The sequence below is a fragment of the Algoriphagus zhangzhouensis genome, from assembly GCF_900148515.1.
Taxonomy (GTDB): domain Bacteria; phylum Bacteroidota; class Bacteroidia; order Cytophagales; family Cyclobacteriaceae; genus Algoriphagus; species Algoriphagus zhangzhouensis.
In genome coordinates this window covers 170297-193753 of sequence record NZ_FRXN01000002.1, presented here as the reverse complement: position 1 = coordinate 193753, position 23457 = coordinate 170297, and the positions used below count along the sequence as shown (strand labels likewise).

Genomic DNA, 23457 nt, shown 5'->3' with positions numbered 1-23457 from the left:
GACTTAAACGGCCATAATTGGTTTTTTGAAGGATAGCAGATGATCATAAAGCTAAATTCGCCTATTGTAAAAAAAATAGGCTTAAAGCCTGATGTTTTTGTATTTTCGAATCTTTACAAATTCAACCCAAAACCTATGAAACTGAAAATATTCCTTTCAGCCTTTGCAGTTTTTTTCTGCTTAAGCTTCGTGGCTAGTGCTCAGCAATTCCGAGCTCTTGTATTTAGTAAAACTGCAGGATTTAGACACCAATCTATTCCTGATGCAGTAGTGGCTTTGAAAAATTTGGGTAAAACCCAAGGTTTTGGAGTGTATGTGACTGAGGATGCGGGTGCTTTTACAGATGAAAATCTCGAAAAATACGATGTTGTAATCCTAGCTTCTACTACAGGAACCATCTTCAATGCAGAACAAAAAGCTGCTTTTCAAAAATTCGTGCAAAGTGGGAAAGGCGTAGTGGGTATTCACTCCGCTACAGATACAGAGTACGAATGGCCTTGGTATAATAAAATGATCGGCGCTTACTTTTTGACTCACCCGGCTCAGCAGACCTTGAGATTGGAAGTGGTAGATCAAAACCATCCAGCTACTTGGCATTTGCCTAAAAACTGGTTGTGGTATGATGAGTTGTATGAATTCAGAGAAATCAATCCTGATATCAAAGTATTGATCAAGGCTGATGAGAGCACTTACAAGCCGGCCAAAGGGAATGGTGATAATCACCCAATGGCTTGGTATCATGAATTTGATGGCGGTAGAGTTTTCTATACTGCTTTGGGCCACGTAGAATCAGCATATCAAGACGCTGACTTCCTAAAACACTTAGCTGGTGGCATCTGGTATGCAGCTACTGGGGAGCCAATGAAATAATTTCCCTCAGGAAAATTACCTTTGCAGGAACTAATCCCCCTGCAAAGGGTTTATTTCAAAAAAACACGAAAGACTTATGCTAAAAGCACAAGCTAAACCGGTTCACCTCTATATGGAGGCAAATCCGAATCCGAACTCTTTGAAATTTGTGGCCAATTTCATGCTGGTCGAAGATGGTCTTAGCTTTGACTATCCAGATGAGAAAAGCACTGAAAATAGCCCTTTGGCGAAAGAATTATTCAATTTTGCTGCTGTTCAGCGGGTATTTATAGCTTCCAACTTTGTGACCGTAACCAAGTCTGAAGATGTGGAATGGCCAGAAATTCAGCATATCATCAGAGATCATATCAAAGATTATTTAGAAGCTGGTAAAAAGCCAGTTCAGGTAGTTTTGGACAAGGATCCTCTATTTGATGAAAATGATTCTGAAGTGGTCAAGAAGATCAAAGGGATTTTGGATGAATACATCAGACCTGCTGTTGAGCAAGATGGAGGAGCAATAGTGTTCCATTCATTCAAAGACGGCGTTGTGAAGGTATTGCTTCAGGGTTCTTGTTCTGGATGTCCTTCTAGTACGATCACTTTGAAAGCCGGAATTCAAAACTTGCTAACCCGTATGCTTCCTGATGATGTGAAGGAAGTGGAAGCAGAAGGTATTTGATTGTTGATTGATGGGTAAGAGAGATTGGTCCTGGGCACTATTAGGCTTAATTGCTTTAGGTATTCGATGGATCGCTGCTCAATATCCAGAGGCAACAGATGAAATCTATTCTAGAAAATTCTTTCCGGTAATCCGGAATGTGATTGATAAAACGCTGGGGTATCTGCCATTCCCCAGCGTTTATTTGTTTATACTATCCATACTTATTCTTTTGGGAATATTTCTTAGAAGATTTCTGAAAAAAGAAGGGTGGAAGTCTAAAGCAATTTTTTCAATTAGGTCTTTGCTGAACGCTCTCGGGGCCTTAGTTTTTTTCTTTTTGGTCTTATGGGGCTTCAATTATCAGCGAACCCCGATTTTTAAGCAACTTTCTTTAACCCCGAAATCCTTGAATTTGGAACAGGTGGAGTCTGAGATAAGGATTACCCAAAGATTGGCAACTCAATCTAGATATCTATTAACTGGAGATACTTCAGCAATCGAAGGAATTATTTCTTACCCAGATTTGGAAAGGGTTGTTAGAAATAACATGGGTGAGAATCTGGATGTGTTAGGGTTGAATTTTACAGGTAAACCTAGAACTAAATTATTTCCTCCTCCGGGATTTATGAGAAAAATGGGGATTTTGGGTATCTACTTTCCTTACACAGGTGAAAGCTATATCGATCCTTCTTTGCATCCTTTGGAGCAGCCTTTTACTGTTGCTCATGAAATGGCCCACAGTTACGGAGTGACCAATGAGGGCGAGGCGAATTTTATCGCTTGGGTGATAAGTACAAACTCTCCAGATCCCCTTCTACGCTATTCTGGACATCTTCGATTGCTGATGTATCAAGTTCGGGATTATTATAAAATGGCTCCCGAAGATTATAAAGAGTGGGTCAAGACTTTGGATCAAGGAATTAAAAATGACATTCGGGCAATCCAGGCTATGAATGAAAAGTATAAGCCTATTTCCATCGAATTGAGTCAGAAGACCAATGATATTTTCCTGAAATCACAAGGTGTCAAAGCTGGGATTAACAGCTATCAGCAATTGCCAATGCTTGCTTTCGCTTGGCGTGAGAGGATGAAAGAATTTTAAGTCGATAAAAAATTTGAAATTTTATAAGATGGTTTTAGTTTTCTATCCTAAAATCATTTTCAATGAAATACTTATTTACCTTTTTAGTATTGACTTTTTCTTTCTCTGCTTATTCTCAAATCAAAGTAAAATCGGAAAGAGACGATAAAGGCATAATTACTTTAACCTATACCAATAATAGCAAAATGACCTATACGGTATTGTTAGAGTTTCCTGTTTTATTGAACCTTTCTACATCCAGTGGTCCTAGAGTTATAGCAGTAGCTTATCCTGGTAAAGGAAAACTAACTACCCTCAGACCAGTTTTATCCACAAGAAGAACTAATTATTCATATAAATACACTTATGTAAAAGGGAACATTTACGGCAAAACTAAAGGCGAGCCTATTTACTTAGTTCCAGTCAAAGAAGGAGCTATGGTTAGAGCCTCATCAATGACTCATATCGAAAACGTCCTACAGCCCAAAGAAGAAAAAGATGAGTATGCTGGTTTAGCCTTTTTATTTGATGAAGAAGTGGAAATTGTTGCTCCTAGAAAAGGAATTATTGCTGCTATGAGTATGGAAAATGAAGGCTCCTCAGAAAAACTGGATTTTAATCGATCTGAAAATTTTATTGAGATTTACCATGAAGACGGTAAGATTACCAAAATCATGGTTTTGAAATCAGGTTCCCAGAAAGTGAAATTGGGCCAGGAAGTATTCCCTGGTGATGTATTGGCTACCTCTGCAGGAGAGAATTATCAACATGGTAAGCATGTTAGAATGTTAGTCTATGTGGTGGTGAAGGACGAAGAAGGATCAATAAAAAATGAAGCAATTCCTGTAAAATTTGCTGTTGAAGGGCAGTCGTTTTTTTTGGAAAATTACGGCCCTTTTGAGGTGACTTTTCCAGAGGAAGTTATAACTCAGGAAATGACAAAGAAAGAACTCAAATCTTATAGGAAGGAATAGCTACTTCTAAGGAATAGCTACTTCTTCCGATTCCCAACCCAGACTCCAAAAATCACGGCTGCAAATCCTAAATAATGGCCCCAAAGAAGGATTTCTCCATCCCAAACGCCCCACATGATGGCTACAATTGGGATTAAATAAGTTACCGAACTGGCGAAAACAGGACTGGCTGTCTTGACCATCATATTGAAAAGGATCAGCGCCAAAGCTGTGCCCATTACTCCCAATAAAGTAACATATCCTAATGCTCTCCAAGCTCCATCCACAGTTGCTAGTTTGTAGGAAAACTGAGTCCCCATCATCAAATAGATCAATGCTACTGGTAAAACCATCAACAGGGAAATAGCTGTGATTTCTATGGGTTTTAATTCATCAAATCTGAATTTGATTAGGTTCAAATTGAATCCATAGCAAGTGCAGGCAAGGATCACAAAAAACGCATAGGCATTGATATCTGAAAATGCTCCGAATCCAGCGCCTTCTTTGGCCATGACTAAGATTGTTACCCCAATAAACGCGATCGCTAAGCCAATAAGGTTTTGTCTGGTGATCCTAGATCCAAAGAAAATCCAGCCTACTAAAACCACAAATAATGGAGTCAAAGCATTCAAAACACTTGTCAGGGAGCTCGAAAGTTGTGTTTGAGCTTTTGCAAAAAGGAATGCCGGGATAAAACTCCCGACTAAGCCAACCAAAATCAAATTTTGGATTTGGCTGGCCTTAAGATGTCTAACGCGAGGAAGTGACAAAGGAAGAAGAAAAGTCGCAGCGGCAACAACTCGATACGCTCCCAATTCACCTGGAGAGAAAACCTCTAGGCCTCTCTTGATCAAAATAAATGAGCTACCCCAAACCAAAGCTAGGATGCCTAAATAAGACCAATTTTTTAAGTTGTTTTCGGAGGTGCCTGTGGACATTCAGCTGGTGGTTGAAATCGAAAGCAAAAAAAGCAAATCCAATCTAGATTAGCATTAAAAAAAGAAGCCTTAGACAAAAAATCTAAGGCTCAATTATTTAAACGGAAAATTCGTAGTCTGCATAAACCTTGGCGACTTGATCCAAGATCGCACAAACCTCCTCATAAGTGTCTGAGGTGACCATTTCAGTTCGGTATTGTTTGAAGTTGGGCATGCCTCGAAAATAATTGGTGTAATGCCTTCTCATTTCTAATATCCCCAGTTTTTCACCTTTCCATTCTACAGAGAAGTCTAGGTGCTTTTTAGCTACTGCAATTCTTTCATCTAGGGTAGGCGCGGCAAGTTTTTCGCCAGTGGAGAGATAATGTTTGATTTCATTGAAAATCCAAGGGTAGCCGATTGATGCCCTTCCGATCATCATTCCATCCACATTGTATTTTGCTTTGTATTCAGCAGCTCTTTCTGGCGTATCAATATCTCCATTTCCAAAAACAGGGATATGAAGTCTTGGGTTGTCTTTCACCAAATTCAAATAAGACCAATCAGCTTCACCTTTATACATCTGCTTTCGGGTTCTTGCATGTATGCTGATAGCTTGGATTCCTACATCTTGGAGTCTTTCAGCAACCTCAACGATGCGAATTGTATCATTGTCCCAGCCTAAACGGGTTTTTACCGTCACTGGAATCTTTACAGCCTTGACGATCTCAGCAGTCATTGACACCATCTTATCGATGTCCAATAGAATTCCAGCGCCAGCACCTTTACAGGCTACTTTATTAACAGGACAGCCGTAGTTAATATCCAAAATATCTGGTTTGGCCTCCTCCACAATCTCCGCTGCTTCCCTCATTGATTCGATTTCATTTCCGAAAATCTGAATCCCGATTGGCTTTTCGTAGTCGAAAATATCCAGTTTTTGCACGCTTTTGGCAGCATCTCTAATGAGCCCTTCCGAACTGATAAACTCGGTGTACATTAAATCAGCTCCATTTTGTTTACATACTGCACGGAATGGTGGATCACTCACATCTTCCATGGGTGCTAGTAAAAGGGGATAATCTCCGAGTTCTAAGTTTCCTATCTTTACCACTGCTAATTATAAATTTGGCGTAAATTTACGTCCAAATATGGAGATTTACGAAACTCATTCAGAAATAGCCAAGCGGAAAAGCTGGCTCTTGGCTCTGGTAGTCATTGTTTTAGTGTCACTTGGCGTCCTTATTTTACTTCAAGGAATAGCCTTAGCTCTCGCGGTTCCCCTTTTTAATATCTCAATTGAGGAAATAATGTCCTTGATGCAAGGGGATGATACCATCCCAAATGGACGGATGGCAATGTTGTTTATACAAGGTTTAGGTTCAGGTATCGGGTTTTGGCTAACTGCTTGGATTATTATTCATTGGCTAGATAAAGCGAATTTGAAATGGGATTTGCAGCTTTCTCGGTTCAATAACAAGAAATTCTGGGTTGCACTTGGGATTACTTTTGGAGGAATGTTCTTCAATGCACTGTTGATTTACTGGAATTCTCAAATGGTACTTCCGGAATCTATGGCTTCATTGGAAGCATGGATGAGATCCATGGAGGAGCAGTTGATGGAGATGACCAAGTATTTGACAGATTTCCAGACGATCCCAGAGTTACTGGCGGGGATTTTGGTGATTGGGGTTTTGGCAGGAATCGGTGAGGAGATGTTTTTTAGAGGAGTACTCCAGCCAAAAATGCATTTATATACTGGCTCAGTGCATTGGGGAATTTGGTTGTCGGCAATTATTTTCTCTGCTATCCATGTACAGTTCTACGGCTTTTTGCCAAGAGTATTCTTAGGCGCGATGTTCGGATATATGTATGTATTCACAGGAAGTCTTGTTTATCCTATTTTAGCCCATATTATCAATAATACTTTTACTGTTTTAATGGTCTATGCTTCCAATCAAGGAATGATAGAATTTGATATTGAATCCACAGATACAGTGTCTTATCCTATGGCTTTGGTAGGATTATTAGTCCTTATTGCGGGAATCTATTACCTTCAAAAAAATAAGCCCGAACCGGATGGAGAATTGGATTAAAGTCTATGAAACTGAAGTGCCTGTAAGGGCTGAAATCGTAAAAGGGGTGCTGGAGGAGAATGAAATCCCAGCTGTTGTCTTAAATAAAAAAGAGACAGTGTATAATGTTTTTGGGATGAATGAAGTTCACGTCAGTCGCGAAAACCTCCTAAAAGCAACAAACATTATCCAGAATGAGATCTCGTTTTAATATTAATAATTACAGCAACCTGGGTCAAAGAGCAATTACCGCCGCTATAGGAGCTGTAGTGGTAATTTCTGCAATTATTTTCTCAGACTGGACTTATTTCTTGGTGTTTGCCTGCATTCTAGGCTTTGCGCAAATGGAGTTTTATAAACTTTGCGGCTTGGATGGAATGCTTCCATTAAAGAGTTTCGGGACGATTTTGGGATTGTTGACTTTTACGGTGACGTTCCTGATTGAGAAAGAGCAGTTTCCCAACGAATACCTTTTCCTGATTTTCCCAATCCTATCCTTGGTATTCTTTATCAAACTCTATAAAAAGACCGATAAAAAGCCATTTACAGGCGTAGCTTTTACCTATTTAGGAATCTTTTATGTGGCAGTTCCGTTTTCACTGCTAAACCTTGCAGTGTTTTCTGTGGACAAAGTTTATCATTACGAGATTCTATTAGGCTGCTTGCTTATTCTATGGGCAAGTGATACAGGAGCCTACTTTGCAGGAACCAAGTTTGGGAAGACCAAACTATTTGAAAGAGTATCACCTAAAAAGTCCTGGGAAGGTTTTTTGGGAGGAGCGTTTTCTGCGATTGCCGTTTCATTTTTGATAGCAAGATATTTTCATTCCATTCAGGATTGGAAGTGGTTGGTGATCGCTGGGATTATCATTATAGCAGGTACATATGGAGACCTAATTGAGTCACTTTTTAAGAGATCTATTGAAATCAAAGACTCAGGTTCGGTACTTCCAGGACATGGAGGATTTATGGACCGTTTTGACGGATTGTTATTATCGGCCCCATTTATTACCGCCTTTTTGAAAATCTTCTAATTGAAGGCGGGGGAAACTAAAAATCTATTTAATTTTGCGTCGCATTTCACTATCATAATAAAAACCCAATATGGCTTACATTGAACCGGCTCCGATTAAGGATAAAGAGAATCCACTGGAGTCAATGATGGAACGATTCAACATTGCAGCTGAGAAGCTGGGATTGTCTGATGAAGTTTACAACGTGTTGAAAAATCCGGCCCGTCAAGTGATCGTGTCACTACCTATTACCATGGACAATGGTAAGATTCAGGTGTTCGAAGGAATTCGTGTCGTACATTCTAACATTTTGGGTCCTGCTAAGGGTGGGATTCGATTTGCACCAGATGTACACATTGATGAAGTAAGAGCATTGGCAGCATGGATGACTTGGAAATGTGCGGTAGTTGACATCCCTTATGGTGGTGGAAAAGGTGGCGTACGTTGCAATCCGAGAGAGATGTCCAAAGGAGAGATCGAAAGATTGATGCGTGCTTACACGAAGGCTATGATCGATGATTTTGGTCCTGATAGAGATATTCCTGCCCCTGATATGGGTACCGGACCAAGAGAAATGGCTTGGTTGATGGATGAATACTCCAAAGCACGAGGAATGACCGTGAACTCAGTAGTGACAGGAAAACCAACCGTCTTGGGAGGTTCACTAGGAAGAACAGAAGCAACTGGTCGTGGAGTAATGGTTTCAGCACTTGCTGCGATGCAAAAGTTGAAAATCAATCCATTCCAAGCAACTTGTGCGGTTCAAGGATTCGGAAACGTAGGGTCTTGGGCAGCTAGACTTTTGGAAGAAAGAGGCTTAAAGATTGTTGCGATTTCTGATCATACCGGTGCTTTCTACAATGAAAAAGGAATTGACATTGTTAAGGCAATTGAATTCAGGGATGCTAATGGCGGTCATCTTGAAGGATTCCAAGGAGGAGACAAGATGGACAATGCAATGGATTTGTTGACTTTGGAAGTCGATGTATTGGTACCTGCCGCTGTAGAAGATGTGATCACGGCCAAGAATGTCCATGATATCAAGGCTAAATTGATCGTCGAAGGAGCGAATGGGCCAACTTCTGCTAAAGCGGATGCAATTATCAATGAAAAAGGCATCATGGCTGTACCAGATATTTTGGCAAATGCTGGAGGTGTGACAGTTTCTTATTTCGAATGGGTACAAAACCGATTGGGATATAAGTGGACTGCTGACCGTGTAAACAGAAGATCTGATAGAATCATGAAAGATGCTTTCGAGAATGTCTACCAAGCAGCTGTGAAATACGATGTGCCGATGAGGATTGCGGCTTATATCGTGGCGATTGATAAAGTAGCTCAAACATATACTTATCGAGGAGGCTTCTAAGGCCGATCTATAAATAGAATCACTTATCTTTGAGGCGTAGATTTGATCTACGCCTCTTATCATTTATACTATGACCATACATCGCGAAGGACGAGTTCTTTTATTTTGGCTCTTGATCATTTTAGTAGCAGCCAACTATGCATTGTATTACTATTTACCCGATGCCCGATTTTGGCTGAATTTCAGTCTGATTGTCAGTACAGTATTTTATTTGATCATTCTGCAGTTTTTCAGAAACCCTATCTTCCAAATTCCTAAAGATGATAGCTTGGTTTATGCGCCAGCAGACGGCAAAGTGGTAGTGATTGAAGAAGCAGTAGAGGATGAATACCTAAAGGAAAAAAGAAAGCAGGTTTCCATTTTCATGTCTCCTATCAATGTCCATGTGAATCGTTCCCCTGTAGAAGGTGAAGTGGAATTTTTTAAATATCATCCAGGTAAATACTTGGTGGCTTGGCATCCTAAGTCCAGCACAGAAAATGAACGTACATCCATGGTGCTCAAAATGAAAAATGGTACTCAAATCATGGTCAGACAGATTGCCGGAGCTTTGGCTAGAAGAATCAAATGGTATGTCAAAGAAGGAGACCAATTGGAGCAAAATGGAGAATTTGGCTTTATTAAATTCGGCTCAAGAGTAGATTTGTATTTGCCATTGGATGCTGAGATTCTAGTTTCTTTGGAGCAAGTGACCAAAGGAGGTAGGACGCCAATTGCTAGATTAAAATCCTAATCTTAAAATAGATACATTTCAATTGTATCATTTTATAAATAGATTTCGTGATAGGTGTATCAACTAAAGAGACCTATTATGAAATCTATTTTTTATTTAATGCTTTTTGCCCTATCAGTTTCACTTTTTAGCTGTCAGGATAAAGAAGAACCTTTGAGCCCCTTGATCGGGACTTGGGAGGTAAGAGATTACGTTGATTCTCTGGATTTGTGGTTTGTGGACAGTTACAAATTCAAAAATGACAGTGTTTTTGATTTGACTTCTCTAGTCAGAGAAAATGAAATTGGTTCAACTCTCGGTTATAGAATGACAACAACATCTTGGTATAATTTTGAGGAGGGGATTTTTAGATATTATTACGATGATGTTTTATTTTATTGGGGTGGTGAATCTGGTCCGCGATACACAGATGATTTGGCAAATTTGCAACCTGCAATTGTTGATTTTTTCAGGGTTCCAAAAGGTCCATTGACATTTGCTGCAGATTTTAAAAGTTTTGATTTTCAAGAAGAATGCTGGCAGACTAATGAAGGTTCGGATTGTATAGAATTTCCTGTTGTTACTTTTATAAAGGTCGATTAAGATGAAAAAGCTACTATTGATTTTAGGAGTAGTACTCCTGAGCGCTCCTTTGATGTTTTCTTGTAATTCAGATCAGGATGAAGAGCCACTAGGCCCATTGATTGGAGAGTGGGAAAACCGAGTCTATGTCGATTCTTTGGGGCTTTGGTCAGTGGAAACCTTAGATTTTTTAACAGATAGTACTTACCAGTTGCGGCAGACTTTCCGAGATTCCGAATTTGGGTCTGATTTAGGTTATAGGATTATTTATAATTTCGATTATCTCTTGGAGGGTGAAATTATCGATTACCAATTAATAGACGGGCTTGAAGTTTATATGTATCATCATCCTGATGAAGGACCACTCTACGCTCCTTTGGAAGAGCTAAGGGAATTTGAAATAGATTTTTCTTTTGGGGATGACTTTGCAGAATGGAGTTTATCGGAAAATCAGCTGGAGCTTGATTTATCATTTTCTTGTCCGTCATATAACGGTGATTGCCCTATTTTGAAAAAATACGAAAGGTCGAATTAAGCTCCTTTTTTGCCTCTGTAAATCCAATATCCCAATCCCAAAGTTGTTAGGAAAAAAATTAGGGTAGTCCATTCGAAAGTTCTACGGTTGGAGAGCATTTCTTCGATGGTTTTATCTCTTTCTCCCAAGGCTCTTTTGAGTGCCTGAACATCCTGCTCTAAGCTTAAAGTGATGGTTTTGTAATCGTCTTTTTCTTGTCCGATTACTGCGGTTTCAATCTTTCCACTCAGCTTCAGTTCTTCCACTATTTGATTGTCCTTGCTGATGATTCTTTCCAGCCAATCATTAGTTTCCTTCATGTCTTTTTTGGTGCGATTTCCAAAAATCCCGGATTTCTTGGATTCTGATGCTTGCCATTGAGCGTGAAGTGATTGTCTTTCTTCGACAAGTCGCTCAAGTTTTGCACTGGCATTTTCATCTTGAAGTGGGGAGAATAGAAGAAAAAGAAGAAGAAGCAATTTCATGTTCTAATGTGATTCAGATGGGATCAGGGAGAATATTTTACCTTTCCAATCTCTTAGATTGATTTTATCTTTTAAATAAAGGCTGCAAAAAAACAGCATTCCAAAAAAGAATATCCAAGTACCATGCCTGAATTTTCTGATTTCAAAACCAGACTGATTGTATTCTTGAGTCTTTCTTTCTAGAGCGGATTTAAGGTGCTGAATGTCTTTCTCCTGGGAGAAAGCAATGGTTTTATATTTTTCAGCATCAGTCAATTCTTCAGCATCTACAATACTCTGTTCGAGTTGGAGTTTTTGGATAATAGCATTGTCTATCTCCATAATTTTCCGCATCAAAGAAGCATCTCCATTGCTGGTGAATTGAATTCCAAAGCTTTCTGTATTGGCTTGATTTTTCAACTCGAAATAAAGCTGGCCTCTCTTTTCGAAAAGTTGATCCAAGGCAGTACTTGCATTGATAGTAAGTGGAAGAAAAAGCATCCAAAAGAATAAAGTAGATTTCATTGGTTTAGAAGTTTAAATCGTATTCACAATTTTCCAAACCTCGTTCCAACTCATCGATTTATTTCTTCCATGCCTGTGTCATCTCCTTTTTACCCGGAGGTCCAGGAGGATTGACTACTTCTAGTCCCAAAGCCTTAAGATCTCTTTTCAGTTGTCCAGATGCTGAGTAGGTCGTGAAGAGCCCTCCAGACTTCATGGATTTAGAAACCTTCTCCAATTGGCTAAATTCCCACAATTCGGGCTGTTTGCTTGGTGCAAAAGCATCAAAAAACACAACATCACTTGGGTAAAGTTGAGTGTCTTGAAGAGTAGTTTGATCCTTTTTGAAATTGAAATATTCTGAAACAGGCCCGCCTTCATTCCATGGAAATTTGTGCAATGCCTCAAAATATTTGTGATAATGCCAAATTCCATCGTTTTGGTCGATGTAGTTCAGCTGGGAATATATTTCCTCACTTAGTGGAAAGGGCTCTATGGAATGATACAGTACAGGAATCTGGTTCTGTTCCGCCCAAACCAAGGTAAGCCAAGCATTCAATCCTGTCCCAAATCCTACTTCAAAAATCCGAATGGGATATTTTTGAGGATTTTCAGCCAGCCAGGTATCCAAGCCATAAAGCATAAACACATGTAGAGATTCTCTATAAGCTCCGTGAAAGCTATGATATGTTTCCTTTAAGCCTTCATGATACAAAGAATGAGAGCCATCCTCTGTTGTGATGATTTTTACCTTTTCACTCATACCTGATAGATTAAAGCGACACAATATGCTGAAACGCCCTCTTCTCTTCCTACAAACCCTAGCCATTCAGTCGTAGTGGCTTTGATGGAAATAGATGATTCAGGGATGTTCATTACTTCTTCCAAACAGGTTTTCATGGCTGGAATATGTGGATTGACTTTAGGTTGCTGAAGGCAAATAGTCGTGTCTATATTTCCGATTTCATAGCCAGCTTCACGAATTAGTTTCATGACATCCGCAAGGAGGATTTTACTGTCTATGCCTTTGTATTTCGGATCTTTGTCAGAGAAATGAAATCCGATGTCACGCATGTTTGCGGCCCCAAGTAGAGCATCGCAAATCACATGGATCAAAACATCTGCATCAGAATGTCCAACGGCACCTTTTTCATGTTCCAATTTGATTCCGCCAAGCCAAAAATCATAACCTTCTTTGAGCTGGTGTACATCGTAGCCAAATCCTACTCGAAATGCATTCATCTTATTTGCTTTGATAATATAAAACGGAAGCTTGCTTCTCGTCTAGAAGTTTTTTGGACCAGGACATCAATTGATCCGGTCCTATTTTAGATTTCTTTTCGTATTCCTCCCAATAAAGGTCTGGATGCCCCAAATTAGCATAAAATGCCAAATTCATGACCCGATTGATGAGCTGAATAGACTCGTAAGTTTTCATCGCTCTACCTTGATTTTTGATTTTCTGGAAGTTCTCTTCTGAAACTTCCTGCTGAAGAAAATCATGGATCACTTCATCAAGTGCTTTTTCAGCTTCTTTAGCAGAAACTTCTTTTTCCATTTTTCCTGAGAAAATCAGTAATCCTGGATCAATTGAACCTAAGATATAGGCTCCGGCAGAGGCGAATAGTTTCCCGTTTTTGACCAGCCTTTGTTCCAAGATGGAAGATTTGCCAAATCCCAACAAGTCGCTAATTAAATCTGCCTCCAAAAAGCCATCTTCACCTTTTGCAGGCATTTTGAAAGCTTTGTATAGCGCGTCAGTCGGAACAGGATATTCTACCTCTTTGATTCGTTTTTTGTCTTGTTCGCTTTCATCTGGGATCAAATGGGGATTCAATTCAAAAGATGGGATTGGACCAAACCACTTTTCTGCCAGTTTTGCTACCTGATCCTTAGAGACCGCACCTCCTACTACTAAGATAGCATTGTTAGGCGCATAGTGTTTTTTGTAAAAACTCCAGACATCATCTTTGGTATATCCGACGATATCCTCTGGACTTTGCCCGATGGTTGGCCATCTGTAAGGATGGACTTCATAAGCTAATTCTCTTAAATGATGCCAGACCTCTCCATAAGGTTGGTTCAGGTATCTCTGTTTGTACTCTTCAAGAACAACCTTGCGTTGCGTCTCGATGGTTTTATCATTCAAAGATAGCTGCAGCATACGGTCTGATTCCAGCCAAAAGGCTGTTTCAAGATTAGCCGCAGGGAGATTCATATAGTAATTGGTGATATCCGGAGAAGTAAAGGCATTGCAATTTCCTCCTACTCTTTCCAGTTCTCTATCAAAAACGGGGACATTGGCAGAGCTTCCAAACATCAAATGTTCGAAAAAGTGTGCTAATCCTGTTTTACCTGGGATTTCATTTCTTGAGCCCACCTTATATAATAAGTTGAACACAGCCATTTTGCTGCTTTGGTCTTCATGGACGATTACCTCGAGTCCATTGTCAAGAAAAAAACGATTATAGGGTAGCATCATAAAGGCTGCAAAGCTAATCTTTTTTGAACAATCAGATATTTTCTAGGAAAAGCTAAATTGCCATGATTTGTTCCATTTCCATAAAATTTTCAAAGAAACTATCGCCCTTTGAAATAAGAATAGGAGATTTTAAATGAAAAAATAGAACTTTGGATAGGCTCTTCCAGTTTGCATACGAAAGAAATATTTCCATCACCCATGAAAAAACACAGTATAGATCTTAAAGATACCAATCAGTTTTCTTCATTTTTTTTAGACTATATAGATGGAAAAGCCGAATTGAGGCCTTTTTATAGGCATCTTCCTAAAATTGAAAGTTTTCAAAAAGCGATTGAAGAAAAAGGTTTCAATAATGAAAAGAGAAAAATTCTCTGTCAAAGCTTGAAAGAGCAATATCAAGGAATAGAACTTTTTGACATCGAAGCTTCACAAATCGAAACTTTAGGAGATTCTAAAACATTCACAGTTACTACTGGACATCAGCTAAATCTTTTTACCGGACCACTTTATTTCATTTACAAAATAGTATCGACTATCAGGTTGGCAGAAGAGCTAAAGGTGGCTTATCCGGATTATCACTTCGTTCCGGTCTATTGGATGGCGACCGAGGATCATGATTTTGATGAAATCAATTATTTCAAGTTGGATGGAAAGAAATACCAATGGAAATCCGAGCAAACAGGAGCTGTAGGAGACTTTGAACTAGGCAAAGATTTTAAAGAGTTTTTAAAATCGGTTCCTTTTGCTGCTGAGGTTTTCAAAAATGCCTATAGTTCAAGCACAACCCTAAAAGAAGCTGCAAGAAAGTATGTTCATGAATTGTTTGGTGAAAAGGGCTTACTGATTGTGGATGGGCATGATGCTTCATTGAAGGCCTTGTTCAAAGAAGTTATGAAGGCAGATCTTTTTGACCATACTCCTTATAAAGAAGCCATTTTGAAAACGGAGTCTTTAGAGTCTCTAGGTTATAGTGGGCAGATCTTTCCTCGTGAGATCAATTTCTTCTACTTGGATAATAGCACTAGGGAAAGAATTGAACAACACGGTGAAGAGTATGTGGTATTAAATACCAATTTGAAATTTTCAAAAGATGAACTGGAATCCTTAATTGAAGAATCACCTGAGAAATTTAGTCCGAATGTAGTTCTCCGACCTTTGTATCAGGAAATGATTCTTCCAAATCTGGCTTATCTTGGTGGTCCGGCTGAAGTTGTTTATTGGCTTCAATTGAAAGGTGTTTTTGATTTATTCGATGTTCCTTATCCAGTATTGCTTCCAAGGAACTTTGCTTTGGTCATTAATCCATTGACTAAACAAAAAATGGAACAATTGGGATGGTCCCCTAATGGTCTGTTTCAGGATTTCAATGCATGGAAAAAGGACTATGTTGCTTCTCATGCTTTGGAGGATATTGAATTGAGTGCTGAGAGAGAAGTTCTTTCTAAGCTTTTTGAAGAGAGGGGAAACTCCTCTGCAGAATTAGAAAAGAGTTTGAGTGCTTCCTTTGAGGCTGCAAAAGTCAGGTCCTTGAAGATTTTGGATCAAATGAGTAAAAAACTCAGAAAAGCTGAGGAAAGACGTCAGCATATTACTTTGGAAAGAGTGGATGCTATTGATGAAATGATCAAGCCAGGAGGAAGTCCGCAAGAGCGAGTAGTCAATATGATGCAGTTCTATCTAGAAGATCCGGAGTTTATTATGAAGCTGTATCCATTATTTGATCCATTGGATTTCAGAATGATGGTCTTGGAAGCATGAGTGGTTCCAAATCATACTGGAGAAAGCTTTACAAAGAAAAAAGGAAGGGTCTTTCAGAGGTAGAGCTTCAAAAGCTTTCAAATCAAATTTGTGAAAGGGCATTCAAATGGCTTTTAGAAAAAGGCTCTATCCAGAAAATCCATATTTTTTTACCGATAAAGACTCAAATGGAAGTTGATACCATTCCTTTATTAGAGTCACTTTGGGAACAGGGATTTGAGCCATATACTTCCATGGTTGATATTTCAAGTGATGATCTGTTGACTATAACTTTAGAGCCCAATTCACAATTTGTATTGGATAAATGGGGTATTCCTCTGCCAGTCGAATTTGAGGAAGTCCAACAACCTTTTTTAGATTTGATTTTTGTACCTCTCTTAGCCTATGATGAAAAAGGAATGAGATTAGGCTTTGGGCGAGGATATTATGATCGCTTTTTCGAAAGTCTGACTAATAATCCAATCAAAGTTGGTTTAAGTTTTTTTGAGCCAGAGGAAATGTTGCCTTCAGAAGAACATGATATCCCATTGGACTTTTGTATTACTCCGGCAAAAGTTCTTACATTTTAGGGTTAATCACAGAACCTATGAAAAAAATGATTTTGATGGCGCTGTTCTTTGGTGCCATATTTTTCTATAGTCAATCTAGTCAGGCTCAAATCGGAGCCTATAATACCATGGTGGGTGTCACTGGAGGCACCAATGTTGGCGGTACAGTCAAGCAATTCATTACTGATTCAGGTGCTTTGGACTTATTGGTTTATAATCGATGGAAAGGATGGGTTGGGGCATTGCTTTTCGAGCATCACTGGGATATTCGTGAATTTGATGGGCTGGAATGGTATGTTGGAGCAGGGGGGCATTATGGTATGTGGAAAAAAGGGAAGGGAATTCCACCTTGGGAATATAAAATCACCCAAGATTATAATGTCTTTGGTGTAGATGCTATTGTCGGATTGGAGTATAATATCAACCATAGCAACTTTTATATTGGAGGTTACTGGAAACCAGCATATAATTTTGCTGATTTTACAGATTTATGGGAGGATGATGCAGCCTTTACGTTAAGATATTCATTTTAAAAAAGCTGAATTCCTAAAATTTTTAACCACTTTTTGAAGATTTGGCAAAAAAATGGACTCAGGTAAATAATTTTTGACCCTACTCTTTATTTTTTTTAAAAATTTCTATGAAAAAATATTTTACATATTCTCATTTCCAAATAATCATGTTTTAATACTTGTTTCTACAGAAATAAATTTTTTAAAACTGGTATAGTTTTATTTTTTTTTCGAGAAAGGTTCAAAAGTCAAGGGAAAATTTTTTTACAAATTTGATTTATTGAAAATTGCAACAGAATAAAATTCTGAATTATCTTAAAAAAGGCTAATAAACTGTTAATTATTGTTAATGAATTAACCTGTACCAAATAATCATCGTTTTGCGCCATCCACATAAAATAATCACCGTTAATTTTCAGTAAAAGCTTCATTATGGTATTTAGCTAATATTTATAATAAAATTAATGATAATGTCTCAAAATATTGACCTTATTCGATAAATGATAGGATAATACTTATATATTTTTACTTTCATGGCCTATTTTGAAATTAGGCGGAAAGGGATTTTATTTACGAATCAACTAAACTAAATACCTTATGAGAAAAGCTTTACTCTTTGTTGTTGCGCTTTTCACCATGACCCTCAGTTATGAGGTGTCGGCGCAGCAGCGGGTAATTACCGGTACGGTAATTTCCGACGAAGATGGACTAGGCTTGCCGGGTGCAACCGTCCTCGTTAAGGGTACGACAGTGGGTACAACCACCGATTTGGATGGTAATTACTCCATTAGCGTGCCGGCGGGTTCAGATGTGCTAATTTTCTCTTTCGTAGGTCTTGAGACACACGAAGAGACTATTGGCAATCGATCCGTTATTGATGTAACCCTTACAGCTGATGCAGCTCAACTATCCGAAGTGGTAGTGACAGCGATCGGTATCGAAAGGGAAAAGAAAGCCTTGGGTTATGCCGTTACCACTGTTGGTGACGAGCAGCTTGAGAATCGCCCTGAGCAAGACGTTGCCCGCGTATTGCAAGGAAAAGTACCTGGTGTGAATATCACTTCTACCAACGGTATGTCTGGTTCTGGTACCAACATGGTAATTAGAGGTTATTCCTCTGCTACTGGTTCCAACCAGCCTTTATTCGTTGTGGATGGTGTTCCATTCAACACTAGTACCAACAACACCAATGGATTTACAACTGGTGGTGCTACTACTTCTTCTCGTTTCTTGGATATTGATCCAAATAACATCGAGAGCATGTCTGTATTGAAAGGTCTTTCTGCGACAGTTCTTTATGGTGACCAAGGTAGAAATGGTGTAATCTTGATTACTACCAAGTCTGGTGCATCTAAGAGAAAAGCTGCTGAAGTTACTGTTAATCAGTCAGTATTCTCAAATAAGGCGGCTTCTTTGCCAACTTATGGTTATGAATATGGAAATGGTTTCCAGCAATCTCCAGGTTTCTTCTTCTCTAACTTCGGACCGAGATTGGATATTGGTTTAACTGTAGCTCACCCTTATGCTACTTCATCTATTGCTTCTATTCGTGAGGCTTTCCCTCAGTTTTGGGTTGATGGTATTGTGGGTGGTACTCCAGTACAGTATGAGTACAAAGCTTACGAAGATCCTTCTACTGCTTTCTTCAGAACTGGTCTAGTTTCCAACACCTCCATTCAAATTGCAGGTGGATCTGACAGAACAAGCTTTAGTGCAAGCTTCGGGTATACTGATGACAAAGGATTTGTTCCAGGTAATGAATTGAAGAAATATAACTTCGGATTGGGTGTTAGATCTTCTATCAATGATAAGCTTTCTGTGAATTCTTCATTCACTTTTGCAATCACTGATTTGGAGTCTCCTCCAGTTAACGCTTCTTACGGTTCAGGACCATCTGGTGGTATCCCTTCCGTATTTGCTCACGTATTGTATACTCCTCGTTCTATCGATTTGGCTGGTTTGCCATTCGAGAATCCAGTGGATAATAGCTCTGTTTACTATAGAGCTGGTAACAATATTGTAAACCCTAAGTGGTTGGCGAAATATTATAAGAATACTTCTGATGTAAACCGTTTCTTTAACTCTACTTCATTGATCTATGATTTCAATGATAATTTCTCTGTGACTTATAGAATTGGTTTGGATACTTATACTGAGAAGCAAGAGAAATTGTACAACAAAGGTGCAGGTTCTGGTAGTGCAGCTATTCAGTCAGGTATGTATACCACAGCAAACATTGTAAATACAATTTGGAATCAGGATTTGATCTTCAACTGGAAGAAAGAATTCTCTGACAAATTTGGTATGAGTGCATTGTTGGGTGGTAACTCTCGTTATGATTCATTTGTAAGAGATGGTATTGAGTCTCAAGGTCAGTTGGCTTTCGGTCTATTCCGTCACTCTAACTTTACTTCAGCGTCTCACGGAGGATTGAATGTAACTTCTGAGCAAAGAAGAATGGGGGTTTATGCTAACCTAACATTAGATTACTCTAACTATTTGTACTTCACTCTTTCTGCAAGAAATGATTGGACATCTACTGTAGAAAAAGAAAACAGAAGAATCCTATATCCTGGAGCTTCAGTTTCATTCATTCCAAGTACTGCATTTGACTGGAATTCTTCTACTATCAATGACTTGAAATTGAGATTGGGTTATGGTACTTCTGCTGGTTTCCCTAGTCCATACAGTACAAGAAACACCTTGGCACAGAATGCTATTGCATTCTCAAGAGATGGTACTTTGACTCAGACTCACTCTGTATCTAATGCTTTGGGTAATCCTAACTTGAAGCCTGAATTGATCCAAGAATTGGAATTTGGTGTGGAAGCAGTAATGTTCAATAATAAATTGAGATTCGATCTTTCCATGTTTGAGAAAAACACAAATGATTTGATTACTCAATCTCCAATTGATCCAGCTACTGGTTTTACCACTACTGCTATTAACATCGGTAACATCAGAACAAGAGGTGTGGAACTTCAGGCTAATGTAACTCCGGTTTCTACTGCTTCTGGATTTACTTGGAATTCTACTGTTAACTGGAGTTTGTACAGATCAGTTACCACTGAGTTGGGTGCTGGCTTGGAAGAAATTGTAGTAGCAGGTTTCACTACTTTGGGTAACTTCGCTATTCCTGGTGAGCCATTCAATGTGATCAAAGGAACTGGTTTCCTAAGAGATGATGAAGGGAATCCAATCGTTCTTTCTGATGGTCTTTATGCTGCTGATCCAGAATTGCAAATCTTAGGTGATCCAAACCCTAGATGGACTGGTTCTTGGATTAATACTTTCTCTTGGAAAGGATTCACTTTCAACGCAATGTTGGAGTACAGACACAAAGGTGCAGTATTCTCTAATACTGTAACTGCTACATTGGCAAGGGGTGTAACAAAAGATCCAGTTGCTGATAGAGAAATGACTTTCATCATGCCTGGTGTAAGACAAGATGGAACAAATGCTGACGGTTCTCCTAATTATATCAAGAATGATATTCAGATCTCTGCTTCTGATTATTTCTTCGGAGGTTATCAAGGTAGAACTGATGCTCCTAACGTATTCGACGGATCTATGATTCGATTGAGAGAAATCTCTTTGGGTTATGAATTGCCTTCTACATTGTTGGCTAAAACTCCATTCAAGAGAGCTTCTGTTGCGTTGAGCGGAACAAACCTTTGGTTCCTTGCCTTGAACTTCCCTCCTAACATGAACTATGATGTTGATGTATTGGGTACTGGTGTAGGTAATGGATTGGGCTTTGACTTTGTAACTGGTCCTAGCTCGAAGAGATTTGGTGGAACTGTAACTCTTGCATTCTAATCCCAAAACTGAGACAATTATGAAAAAATACTTATATAGCTTGTTGTGTGCAGGTACCATGTTGTTTGCGTCGTCTTGTGATTTAGATTTACTAGACAACCCAAATGCGGTAACTGCAGAGACAGCTTCTCCGGACTTCCTGCTTAACAGGATTCAATTAGATTACAAAGATTTCTATCAAGGTATCAGTAATACTGGGATGTCCTTGACTAGAATGGTAAATCAGGGTAGTGCAAATTACGAAAGTGCCTATACTACAGCTTCGACAAATGGTTGGTGGTCTAACTCTTATGCAAATATCCTTGCAGATATCGCTTTCTTGGAGCCATTGGCTGTTGAAGGTGGCTTAGAAAGACACTTGGGTATTTCAAAGACTATCAAGGCAATGGTTTTATTCCATTTGGCGGATGTTTATGGGGATGTGCCTTACTCAGAAGCGTTGGATGCATCCAATTTCTTCCCTAAGGTAGATTCAGGTGCTTCAATCTATGATGCAGCATATGGATTGCTAGAAGAAGCTGAAGCTCATTTTACTGCAACTACTTCCTCTGGATCTCCAAATGATTATTTCTACGGAAATAATTATACGAAGTGGGTGAGATTGACTAACACCTTGAAATTGAGGTACTTCCTGAATTTGAGATTGATTGATCAATCTGGTTCTTCAGCAGGTATTTCTGCTCTAGTGGCAGAAGATAACATGTTAAAAGCAGGTGATGATTTTGTTTTCAGATTTGGCACTTCTAATGCCAACCCTGACTCAAGACATCCAAATTATTCTGGTACTTATACATCTGGTGGTGGAACGTATATGTCTACTTACTATATGTGGCATTTGACAGAAGAAAAAGGGTTTGATGATCCAAGAGCTAGATTCTATTTCTATCGTCAGGTTTTGGTAAACTCTACAAATGTTGATGAAATCGAGTGTATTGGTCAGATTGCTCCTCCTCATTATCTAGCTGGTGGATTTATCTACTGTTTACCTGGTGAAAGAGGTTATTGGGGACGTGATCATCTAGATCCAGACGGTATTCCACCAGATGGTTTGAAAAGAACTATGTGGGGTATTTACCCTGTAGCTGGTAGATTTGATGACGATTCTGCTACTCCTGTAAACAACCCTACTTTGGGTGGTCAAGGTGCTGGTATCTACCCTATAATGACTGCATCTAATGTTGACTTTATGTTAGCTGAAGCAGCTCTTGAGATTGATGGAGATGCTGCTACTGCAAAAGAATACTTGCTTTCTGGAATCCAAAAACATATGGATTATGTAACTGATTTTGCATTGTCTTCTGCAGGTTCTGGTGATGTAACTGATTACTATTCTGAATTGGGTGGAATGGATGTTTTGGATGATCAAATTGCTGATTATATCGACTACGTTTCTTCTGAGTATGATGGAGCTAGTAATAAAATGTATATCATTGGTCGTGAATACTGGATAGGCCTATTCGGTAACGGCGTTGAAGCATACAACTTGTATAGAAGAACTGGTGAGCCAGGAAATATGCAGCCTGGTTTGGAGCAAGATCCGGGTAACTTCCCTCGTTCTTTCTTGTATCCTAACACTTATATGGTAACCAATACCAATGCCGTTCAAAAGTCTGGTTTGGATGCTCAAGTTTTCTGGGATAACAATGCTGCTGGTAACTCTTTTATTTACTAAACCAAAAAAATTGAGATAATATGAAAATGTTAAAATATACCTTTGGTTTACTAGTAGGAGCGGTAGTGTTTCTTAGTTCCTGTCGTGATACTGTTGATCCAAATATCCCGTATACTGATTTCGATACAGGGGCTTATTTGAGAACGATCGATAGAACCAGTACAACCTTTAACTTCTTTGACTTAGCAAGTTCAAACTTTGCTTTGACTCTTGAAGCTGTTGATTCTGAAGATGGTGCATCAGTAGAGACTGTTGATATCAATGTTCAGCACAGAAGATTGATCACAGGTGTTGGATTGGAGTATACTCCATCTGCTGGACCTGTTACAGTTAAAACTTTGTCTGCATCTGATTTCGGAGCGAATTCTGAATCTAGATTCCTTAGAACCTCTTTTGTTATTACTGCTGCTGAAGCTTTGGCTGCTGTAGGATTGACAGAAGCAGATATCGAAGGTGGTGATGTATTTGAATTCAGCTTGGAGTTGCACGACAAATATGGTCGTACATTCAACAGAGAAAATGTTTCTGGTAACATTGCCGGTGGTGTTTTCTACTCTTCTCCATTCCAATACTTTGTAAGTGTAATTTGCCCATCTGATTTGGGTGGTACCTATGCATATTCTCAGACTTCTGATTATTGCGGTGATGCTACTTTCGAAGGGTCTGTTACCTTTACTGCTACGAGTACTACTGGTTCTTATACCATTAGTGATGCGGCATTTGGCCTTTGGGGTGAGTGTTATGGAGATGCTTGGGGTGGAAGTGTAAGATTGAACGATGCTTGTGGTAACTTGACTATGTCAGGAACTGACTCGTATGGTGATTCTTACTCCATGACTGTTACAAGCTCTGATACTGAGAAATTCACATTTGATTGGATCAATACATGGGGCGAATATGGTACTGTTACCATCTTTGCTAATGATGGGGAGTCCTTCCCGATCTTTCAATAATTGAATTGATAGTTAA

General features: G+C 39.1%; 24 protein-coding genes. 17 read left to right on the top strand and 7 right to left on the bottom strand.

Annotation, left to right across the window (positions count from 1 at the left end):
• Nucleotides 1-135: 135 nt before the first annotated feature.
• The 4 genes from BUF13_RS06795 to BUF13_RS06780 all read left to right on the top strand — a co-directional run bounded on the left by BUF13_RS06795 (nucleotide 136) and on the right by BUF13_RS06780 (nucleotide 3568).
• Complete coding sequence (locus tag BUF13_RS06795; protein WP_134204398.1) at nucleotides 136-870, top strand: ThuA domain-containing protein; 735 nt, start codon at nucleotides 136-138, stop codon at nucleotides 868-870.
• 76 nt (nucleotides 871-946) lie between these two features.
• Nucleotides 947-1531, top strand: a complete 585-nt coding sequence (locus tag BUF13_RS06790) for a NifU family protein (RefSeq protein WP_073571029.1) — start codon at nucleotides 947-949, stop codon at nucleotides 1529-1531.
• Between the two features lie 10 nt (nucleotides 1532-1541).
• Nucleotides 1542-2615, top strand: a complete 1074-nt coding sequence (locus tag BUF13_RS06785; RefSeq protein WP_073571028.1) for a DUF3810 domain-containing protein — start codon at nucleotides 1542-1544, stop codon at nucleotides 2613-2615.
• Nucleotides 2616-2677: 62 nt separating this feature from the next.
• On the top strand, nucleotides 2678-3568 hold the full coding sequence (locus BUF13_RS06780) for a M23 family metallopeptidase (RefSeq protein WP_073571027.1): 891 nt from the start codon (nucleotides 2678-2680) through the stop codon (nucleotides 3566-3568).
• Between the two features lie 17 nt (nucleotides 3569-3585).
• Here BUF13_RS06780 and BUF13_RS06775 read toward each other — a convergent pair whose 3' ends face one another.
• On the bottom strand, nucleotides 3586-4485 hold the full coding sequence (locus tag BUF13_RS06775; RefSeq protein ID WP_073571026.1) for a DMT family transporter: 900 nt from the start codon (nucleotides 4483-4485) through the stop codon (nucleotides 3586-3588).
• 97 nt (nucleotides 4486-4582) lie between these two features.
• The gene (dusB, locus tag BUF13_RS06770) at nucleotides 4583-5578 is read right to left on the bottom strand and encodes a tRNA dihydrouridine synthase DusB (RefSeq protein ID WP_073571025.1); all 996 of its coding nucleotides are present in this window, start codon (nucleotides 5576-5578) and stop codon (nucleotides 4583-4585) included.
• A 37-nt stretch (nucleotides 5579-5615) separates the two neighbouring features.
• Here dusB and BUF13_RS06765 point away from each other — a divergent pair, with 37 nt between their 5' ends.
• The 7 genes from BUF13_RS06765 to BUF13_RS06735 all read left to right on the top strand — a co-directional run bounded on the left by BUF13_RS06765 (nucleotide 5616) and on the right by BUF13_RS06735 (nucleotide 10750).
• Nucleotides 5616-6560, top strand: coding sequence for a CPBP family intramembrane glutamic endopeptidase (locus tag BUF13_RS06765; protein WP_073571024.1), 945 nt, complete (start codon nucleotides 5616-5618; stop codon nucleotides 6558-6560).
• Entirely contained in the window at nucleotides 6544-6750 is a 207-nt protein-coding gene (locus BUF13_RS06760; protein WP_073571023.1) for a putative signal transducing protein, read from the top strand. Before BUF13_RS06765 ends, BUF13_RS06760 begins: the two co-directional genes overlap by 17 nt.
• Nucleotides 6734-7573, top strand: a complete 840-nt coding sequence (locus tag BUF13_RS06755; protein ID WP_073571022.1) for a phosphatidate cytidylyltransferase — start codon at nucleotides 6734-6736, stop codon at nucleotides 7571-7573. Before BUF13_RS06760 ends, BUF13_RS06755 begins: the two co-directional genes overlap by 17 nt.
• 70 nt (nucleotides 7574-7643) lie before the next feature.
• Nucleotides 7644-8921, top strand: coding sequence for a Glu/Leu/Phe/Val family dehydrogenase (locus BUF13_RS06750; RefSeq protein WP_073571021.1), 1278 nt, complete (start codon nucleotides 7644-7646; stop codon nucleotides 8919-8921).
• Between the two features lie 70 nt (nucleotides 8922-8991).
• Nucleotides 8992-9654, top strand: coding sequence for a phosphatidylserine decarboxylase family protein (locus BUF13_RS06745; RefSeq protein ID WP_073571020.1), 663 nt, complete (start codon nucleotides 8992-8994; stop codon nucleotides 9652-9654).
• A gap of 78 nt (nucleotides 9655-9732) precedes the next feature.
• Nucleotides 9733-10236: a hypothetical protein gene (locus tag BUF13_RS06740; protein ID WP_073571019.1), complete on the top strand. Its 504-nt coding sequence runs from the start codon at nucleotides 9733-9735 to the stop codon at nucleotides 10234-10236.
• Nucleotide 10237: 1 nt separating this feature from the next.
• Nucleotides 10238-10750, top strand: coding sequence for a hypothetical protein (locus BUF13_RS06735; RefSeq protein WP_073571018.1), 513 nt, complete (start codon nucleotides 10238-10240; stop codon nucleotides 10748-10750).
• Here the strand turns inward: BUF13_RS06735 and BUF13_RS06730 are convergent.
• The 5 genes from BUF13_RS06730 to BUF13_RS06710 are packed head-to-tail and all read right to left on the bottom strand — an operon-like array spanning nucleotide 10747 to nucleotide 14176.
• Nucleotides 10747-11214 (bottom strand): Clp protease ClpB, encoded by a 468-nt coding sequence (locus tag BUF13_RS06730; RefSeq protein ID WP_073571017.1) that lies wholly within the window; start codon nucleotides 11212-11214, stop codon nucleotides 10747-10749. The genes BUF13_RS06735 and BUF13_RS06730 overlap by 4 nt on opposite strands.
• 3 nt (nucleotides 11215-11217) lie before the next feature.
• Nucleotides 11218-11718, bottom strand: coding sequence for a hypothetical protein (locus tag BUF13_RS06725; RefSeq protein WP_134204400.1), 501 nt, complete (start codon nucleotides 11716-11718; stop codon nucleotides 11218-11220).
• Nucleotides 11719-11776: 58 nt separating this feature from the next.
• A complete protein-coding gene (mnmC2, locus tag BUF13_RS06720; protein ID WP_073571015.1) occupies nucleotides 11777-12460 on the bottom strand; it encodes a tRNA (5-methylaminomethyl-2-thiouridine)(34)-methyltransferase MnmC2 in 684 nt (227 codons plus the stop codon).
• On the bottom strand, nucleotides 12457-12939 hold the full coding sequence (gene ispF, locus BUF13_RS06715; protein WP_073571014.1) for a 2-C-methyl-D-erythritol 2,4-cyclodiphosphate synthase: 483 nt from the start codon (nucleotides 12937-12939) through the stop codon (nucleotides 12457-12459). Before ispF ends, mnmC2 begins: the two co-directional genes overlap by 4 nt.
• A gap of 1 nt (nucleotide 12940) precedes the next feature.
• Nucleotides 12941-14176: a M16 family metallopeptidase gene (locus tag BUF13_RS06710; RefSeq protein ID WP_073571013.1), complete on the bottom strand. Its 1236-nt coding sequence runs from the start codon at nucleotides 14174-14176 to the stop codon at nucleotides 12941-12943.
• A gap of 201 nt (nucleotides 14177-14377) precedes the next feature.
• On the opposite strand from BUF13_RS06710, the gene bshC reads away from it, so the two are divergent.
• The 6 genes from bshC to BUF13_RS06675 all read left to right on the top strand — a co-directional run bounded on the left by bshC (nucleotide 14378) and on the right by BUF13_RS06675 (nucleotide 23441).
• Entirely contained in the window at nucleotides 14378-15937 is a 1560-nt protein-coding gene (gene bshC, locus BUF13_RS06705; protein ID WP_073571012.1) for a bacillithiol biosynthesis cysteine-adding enzyme BshC, read from the top strand.
• Nucleotides 15934-16506 (top strand): 5-formyltetrahydrofolate cyclo-ligase, encoded by a 573-nt coding sequence (locus BUF13_RS06700; RefSeq protein ID WP_073571011.1) that lies wholly within the window; start codon nucleotides 15934-15936, stop codon nucleotides 16504-16506. The genes bshC and BUF13_RS06700 overlap by 4 nt, the downstream gene beginning before the upstream one ends.
• A gap of 17 nt (nucleotides 16507-16523) precedes the next feature.
• A complete protein-coding gene (locus BUF13_RS06695; protein ID WP_073571010.1) occupies nucleotides 16524-17018 on the top strand; it encodes a hypothetical protein in 495 nt (164 codons plus the stop codon).
• A gap of 576 nt (nucleotides 17019-17594) precedes the next feature.
• Nucleotides 17595-20816 (top strand): SusC/RagA family TonB-linked outer membrane protein, encoded by a 3222-nt coding sequence (locus tag BUF13_RS06685; RefSeq protein ID WP_073571008.1) that lies wholly within the window; start codon nucleotides 17595-17597, stop codon nucleotides 20814-20816.
• A gap of 19 nt (nucleotides 20817-20835) precedes the next feature.
• Complete coding sequence (locus BUF13_RS06680) at nucleotides 20836-22488, top strand: SusD/RagB family nutrient-binding outer membrane lipoprotein (RefSeq protein WP_073571698.1); 1653 nt, start codon at nucleotides 20836-20838, stop codon at nucleotides 22486-22488.
• 20 nt (nucleotides 22489-22508) lie between these two features.
• Complete coding sequence (locus tag BUF13_RS06675; RefSeq protein ID WP_073571007.1) at nucleotides 22509-23441, top strand: hypothetical protein; 933 nt, start codon at nucleotides 22509-22511, stop codon at nucleotides 23439-23441.
• Nucleotides 23442-23457: the final 16 nt, after the last annotated feature.

Excerpts from the sequence above, each read along its gene's own strand:
- BUF13_RS06795 (WP_134204398.1), top strand. The coding sequence starts at position 136 with ATGAAACTGAAAATATTCCTTTCAGCCTTTGCAGTTTTTTTCTGCTTA.
- BUF13_RS06790 (WP_073571029.1), top strand. The coding sequence starts at position 947 with ATGCTAAAAGCACAAGCTAAACCGGTTCACCTCTATATGGAGGCAAAT.
- BUF13_RS06785 (WP_073571028.1), top strand. The coding sequence starts at position 1,542 with ATGGGTAAGAGAGATTGGTCCTGGGCACTATTAGGCTTAATTGCTTTA.
- BUF13_RS06780 (WP_073571027.1), top strand. The coding sequence starts at position 2,678 with ATGAAATACTTATTTACCTTTTTAGTATTGACTTTTTCTTTCTCTGCT.
- BUF13_RS06775 (WP_073571026.1), bottom strand. The coding sequence starts at position 4,485 with ATGTCCACAGGCACCTCCGAAAACAACTTAAAAAATTGGTCTTATTTA.
- BUF13_RS06765 (WP_073571024.1), top strand. The coding sequence starts at position 5,616 with ATGGAGATTTACGAAACTCATTCAGAAATAGCCAAGCGGAAAAGCTGG.
- BUF13_RS06760 (WP_073571023.1), top strand. The coding sequence starts at position 6,544 with ATGGAGAATTGGATTAAAGTCTATGAAACTGAAGTGCCTGTAAGGGCT.
- BUF13_RS06755 (WP_073571022.1), top strand. The coding sequence starts at position 6,734 with ATGAGATCTCGTTTTAATATTAATAATTACAGCAACCTGGGTCAAAGA.
- BUF13_RS06750 (WP_073571021.1), top strand. The coding sequence starts at position 7,644 with ATGGCTTACATTGAACCGGCTCCGATTAAGGATAAAGAGAATCCACTG.
- BUF13_RS06745 (WP_073571020.1), top strand. The coding sequence starts at position 8,992 with ATGACCATACATCGCGAAGGACGAGTTCTTTTATTTTGGCTCTTGATC.
- BUF13_RS06740 (WP_073571019.1), top strand. The coding sequence starts at position 9,733 with ATGAAATCTATTTTTTATTTAATGCTTTTTGCCCTATCAGTTTCACTT.
- BUF13_RS06735 (WP_073571018.1), top strand. The coding sequence starts at position 10,238 with ATGAAAAAGCTACTATTGATTTTAGGAGTAGTACTCCTGAGCGCTCCT.
- BUF13_RS06730 (WP_073571017.1), bottom strand. The coding sequence starts at position 11,214 with ATGAAATTGCTTCTTCTTCTTTTTCTTCTATTCTCCCCACTTCAAGAT.
- BUF13_RS06725 (WP_134204400.1), bottom strand. The coding sequence starts at position 11,718 with ATGAAATCTACTTTATTCTTTTGGATGCTTTTTCTTCCACTTACTATC.
- mnmC2 (WP_073571015.1), bottom strand. The coding sequence starts at position 12,460 with ATGAGTGAAAAGGTAAAAATCATCACAACAGAGGATGGCTCTCATTCT.
- ispF (WP_073571014.1), bottom strand. The coding sequence starts at position 12,939 with ATGAATGCATTTCGAGTAGGATTTGGCTACGATGTACACCAGCTCAAA.
- BUF13_RS06710 (WP_073571013.1), bottom strand. The coding sequence starts at position 14,176 with ATGCTACCCTATAATCGTTTTTTTCTTGACAATGGACTCGAGGTAATC.
- bshC (WP_073571012.1), top strand. The coding sequence starts at position 14,378 with ATGAAAAAACACAGTATAGATCTTAAAGATACCAATCAGTTTTCTTCA.
- BUF13_RS06700 (WP_073571011.1), top strand. The coding sequence starts at position 15,934 with ATGAGTGGTTCCAAATCATACTGGAGAAAGCTTTACAAAGAAAAAAGG.
- BUF13_RS06695 (WP_073571010.1), top strand. The coding sequence starts at position 16,524 with ATGAAAAAAATGATTTTGATGGCGCTGTTCTTTGGTGCCATATTTTTC.
- BUF13_RS06685 (WP_073571008.1), top strand. The coding sequence starts at position 17,595 with ATGAGAAAAGCTTTACTCTTTGTTGTTGCGCTTTTCACCATGACCCTC.
- BUF13_RS06680 (WP_073571698.1), top strand. The coding sequence starts at position 20,836 with ATGAAAAAATACTTATATAGCTTGTTGTGTGCAGGTACCATGTTGTTT.
- BUF13_RS06675 (WP_073571007.1), top strand. The coding sequence starts at position 22,509 with ATGAAAATGTTAAAATATACCTTTGGTTTACTAGTAGGAGCGGTAGTG.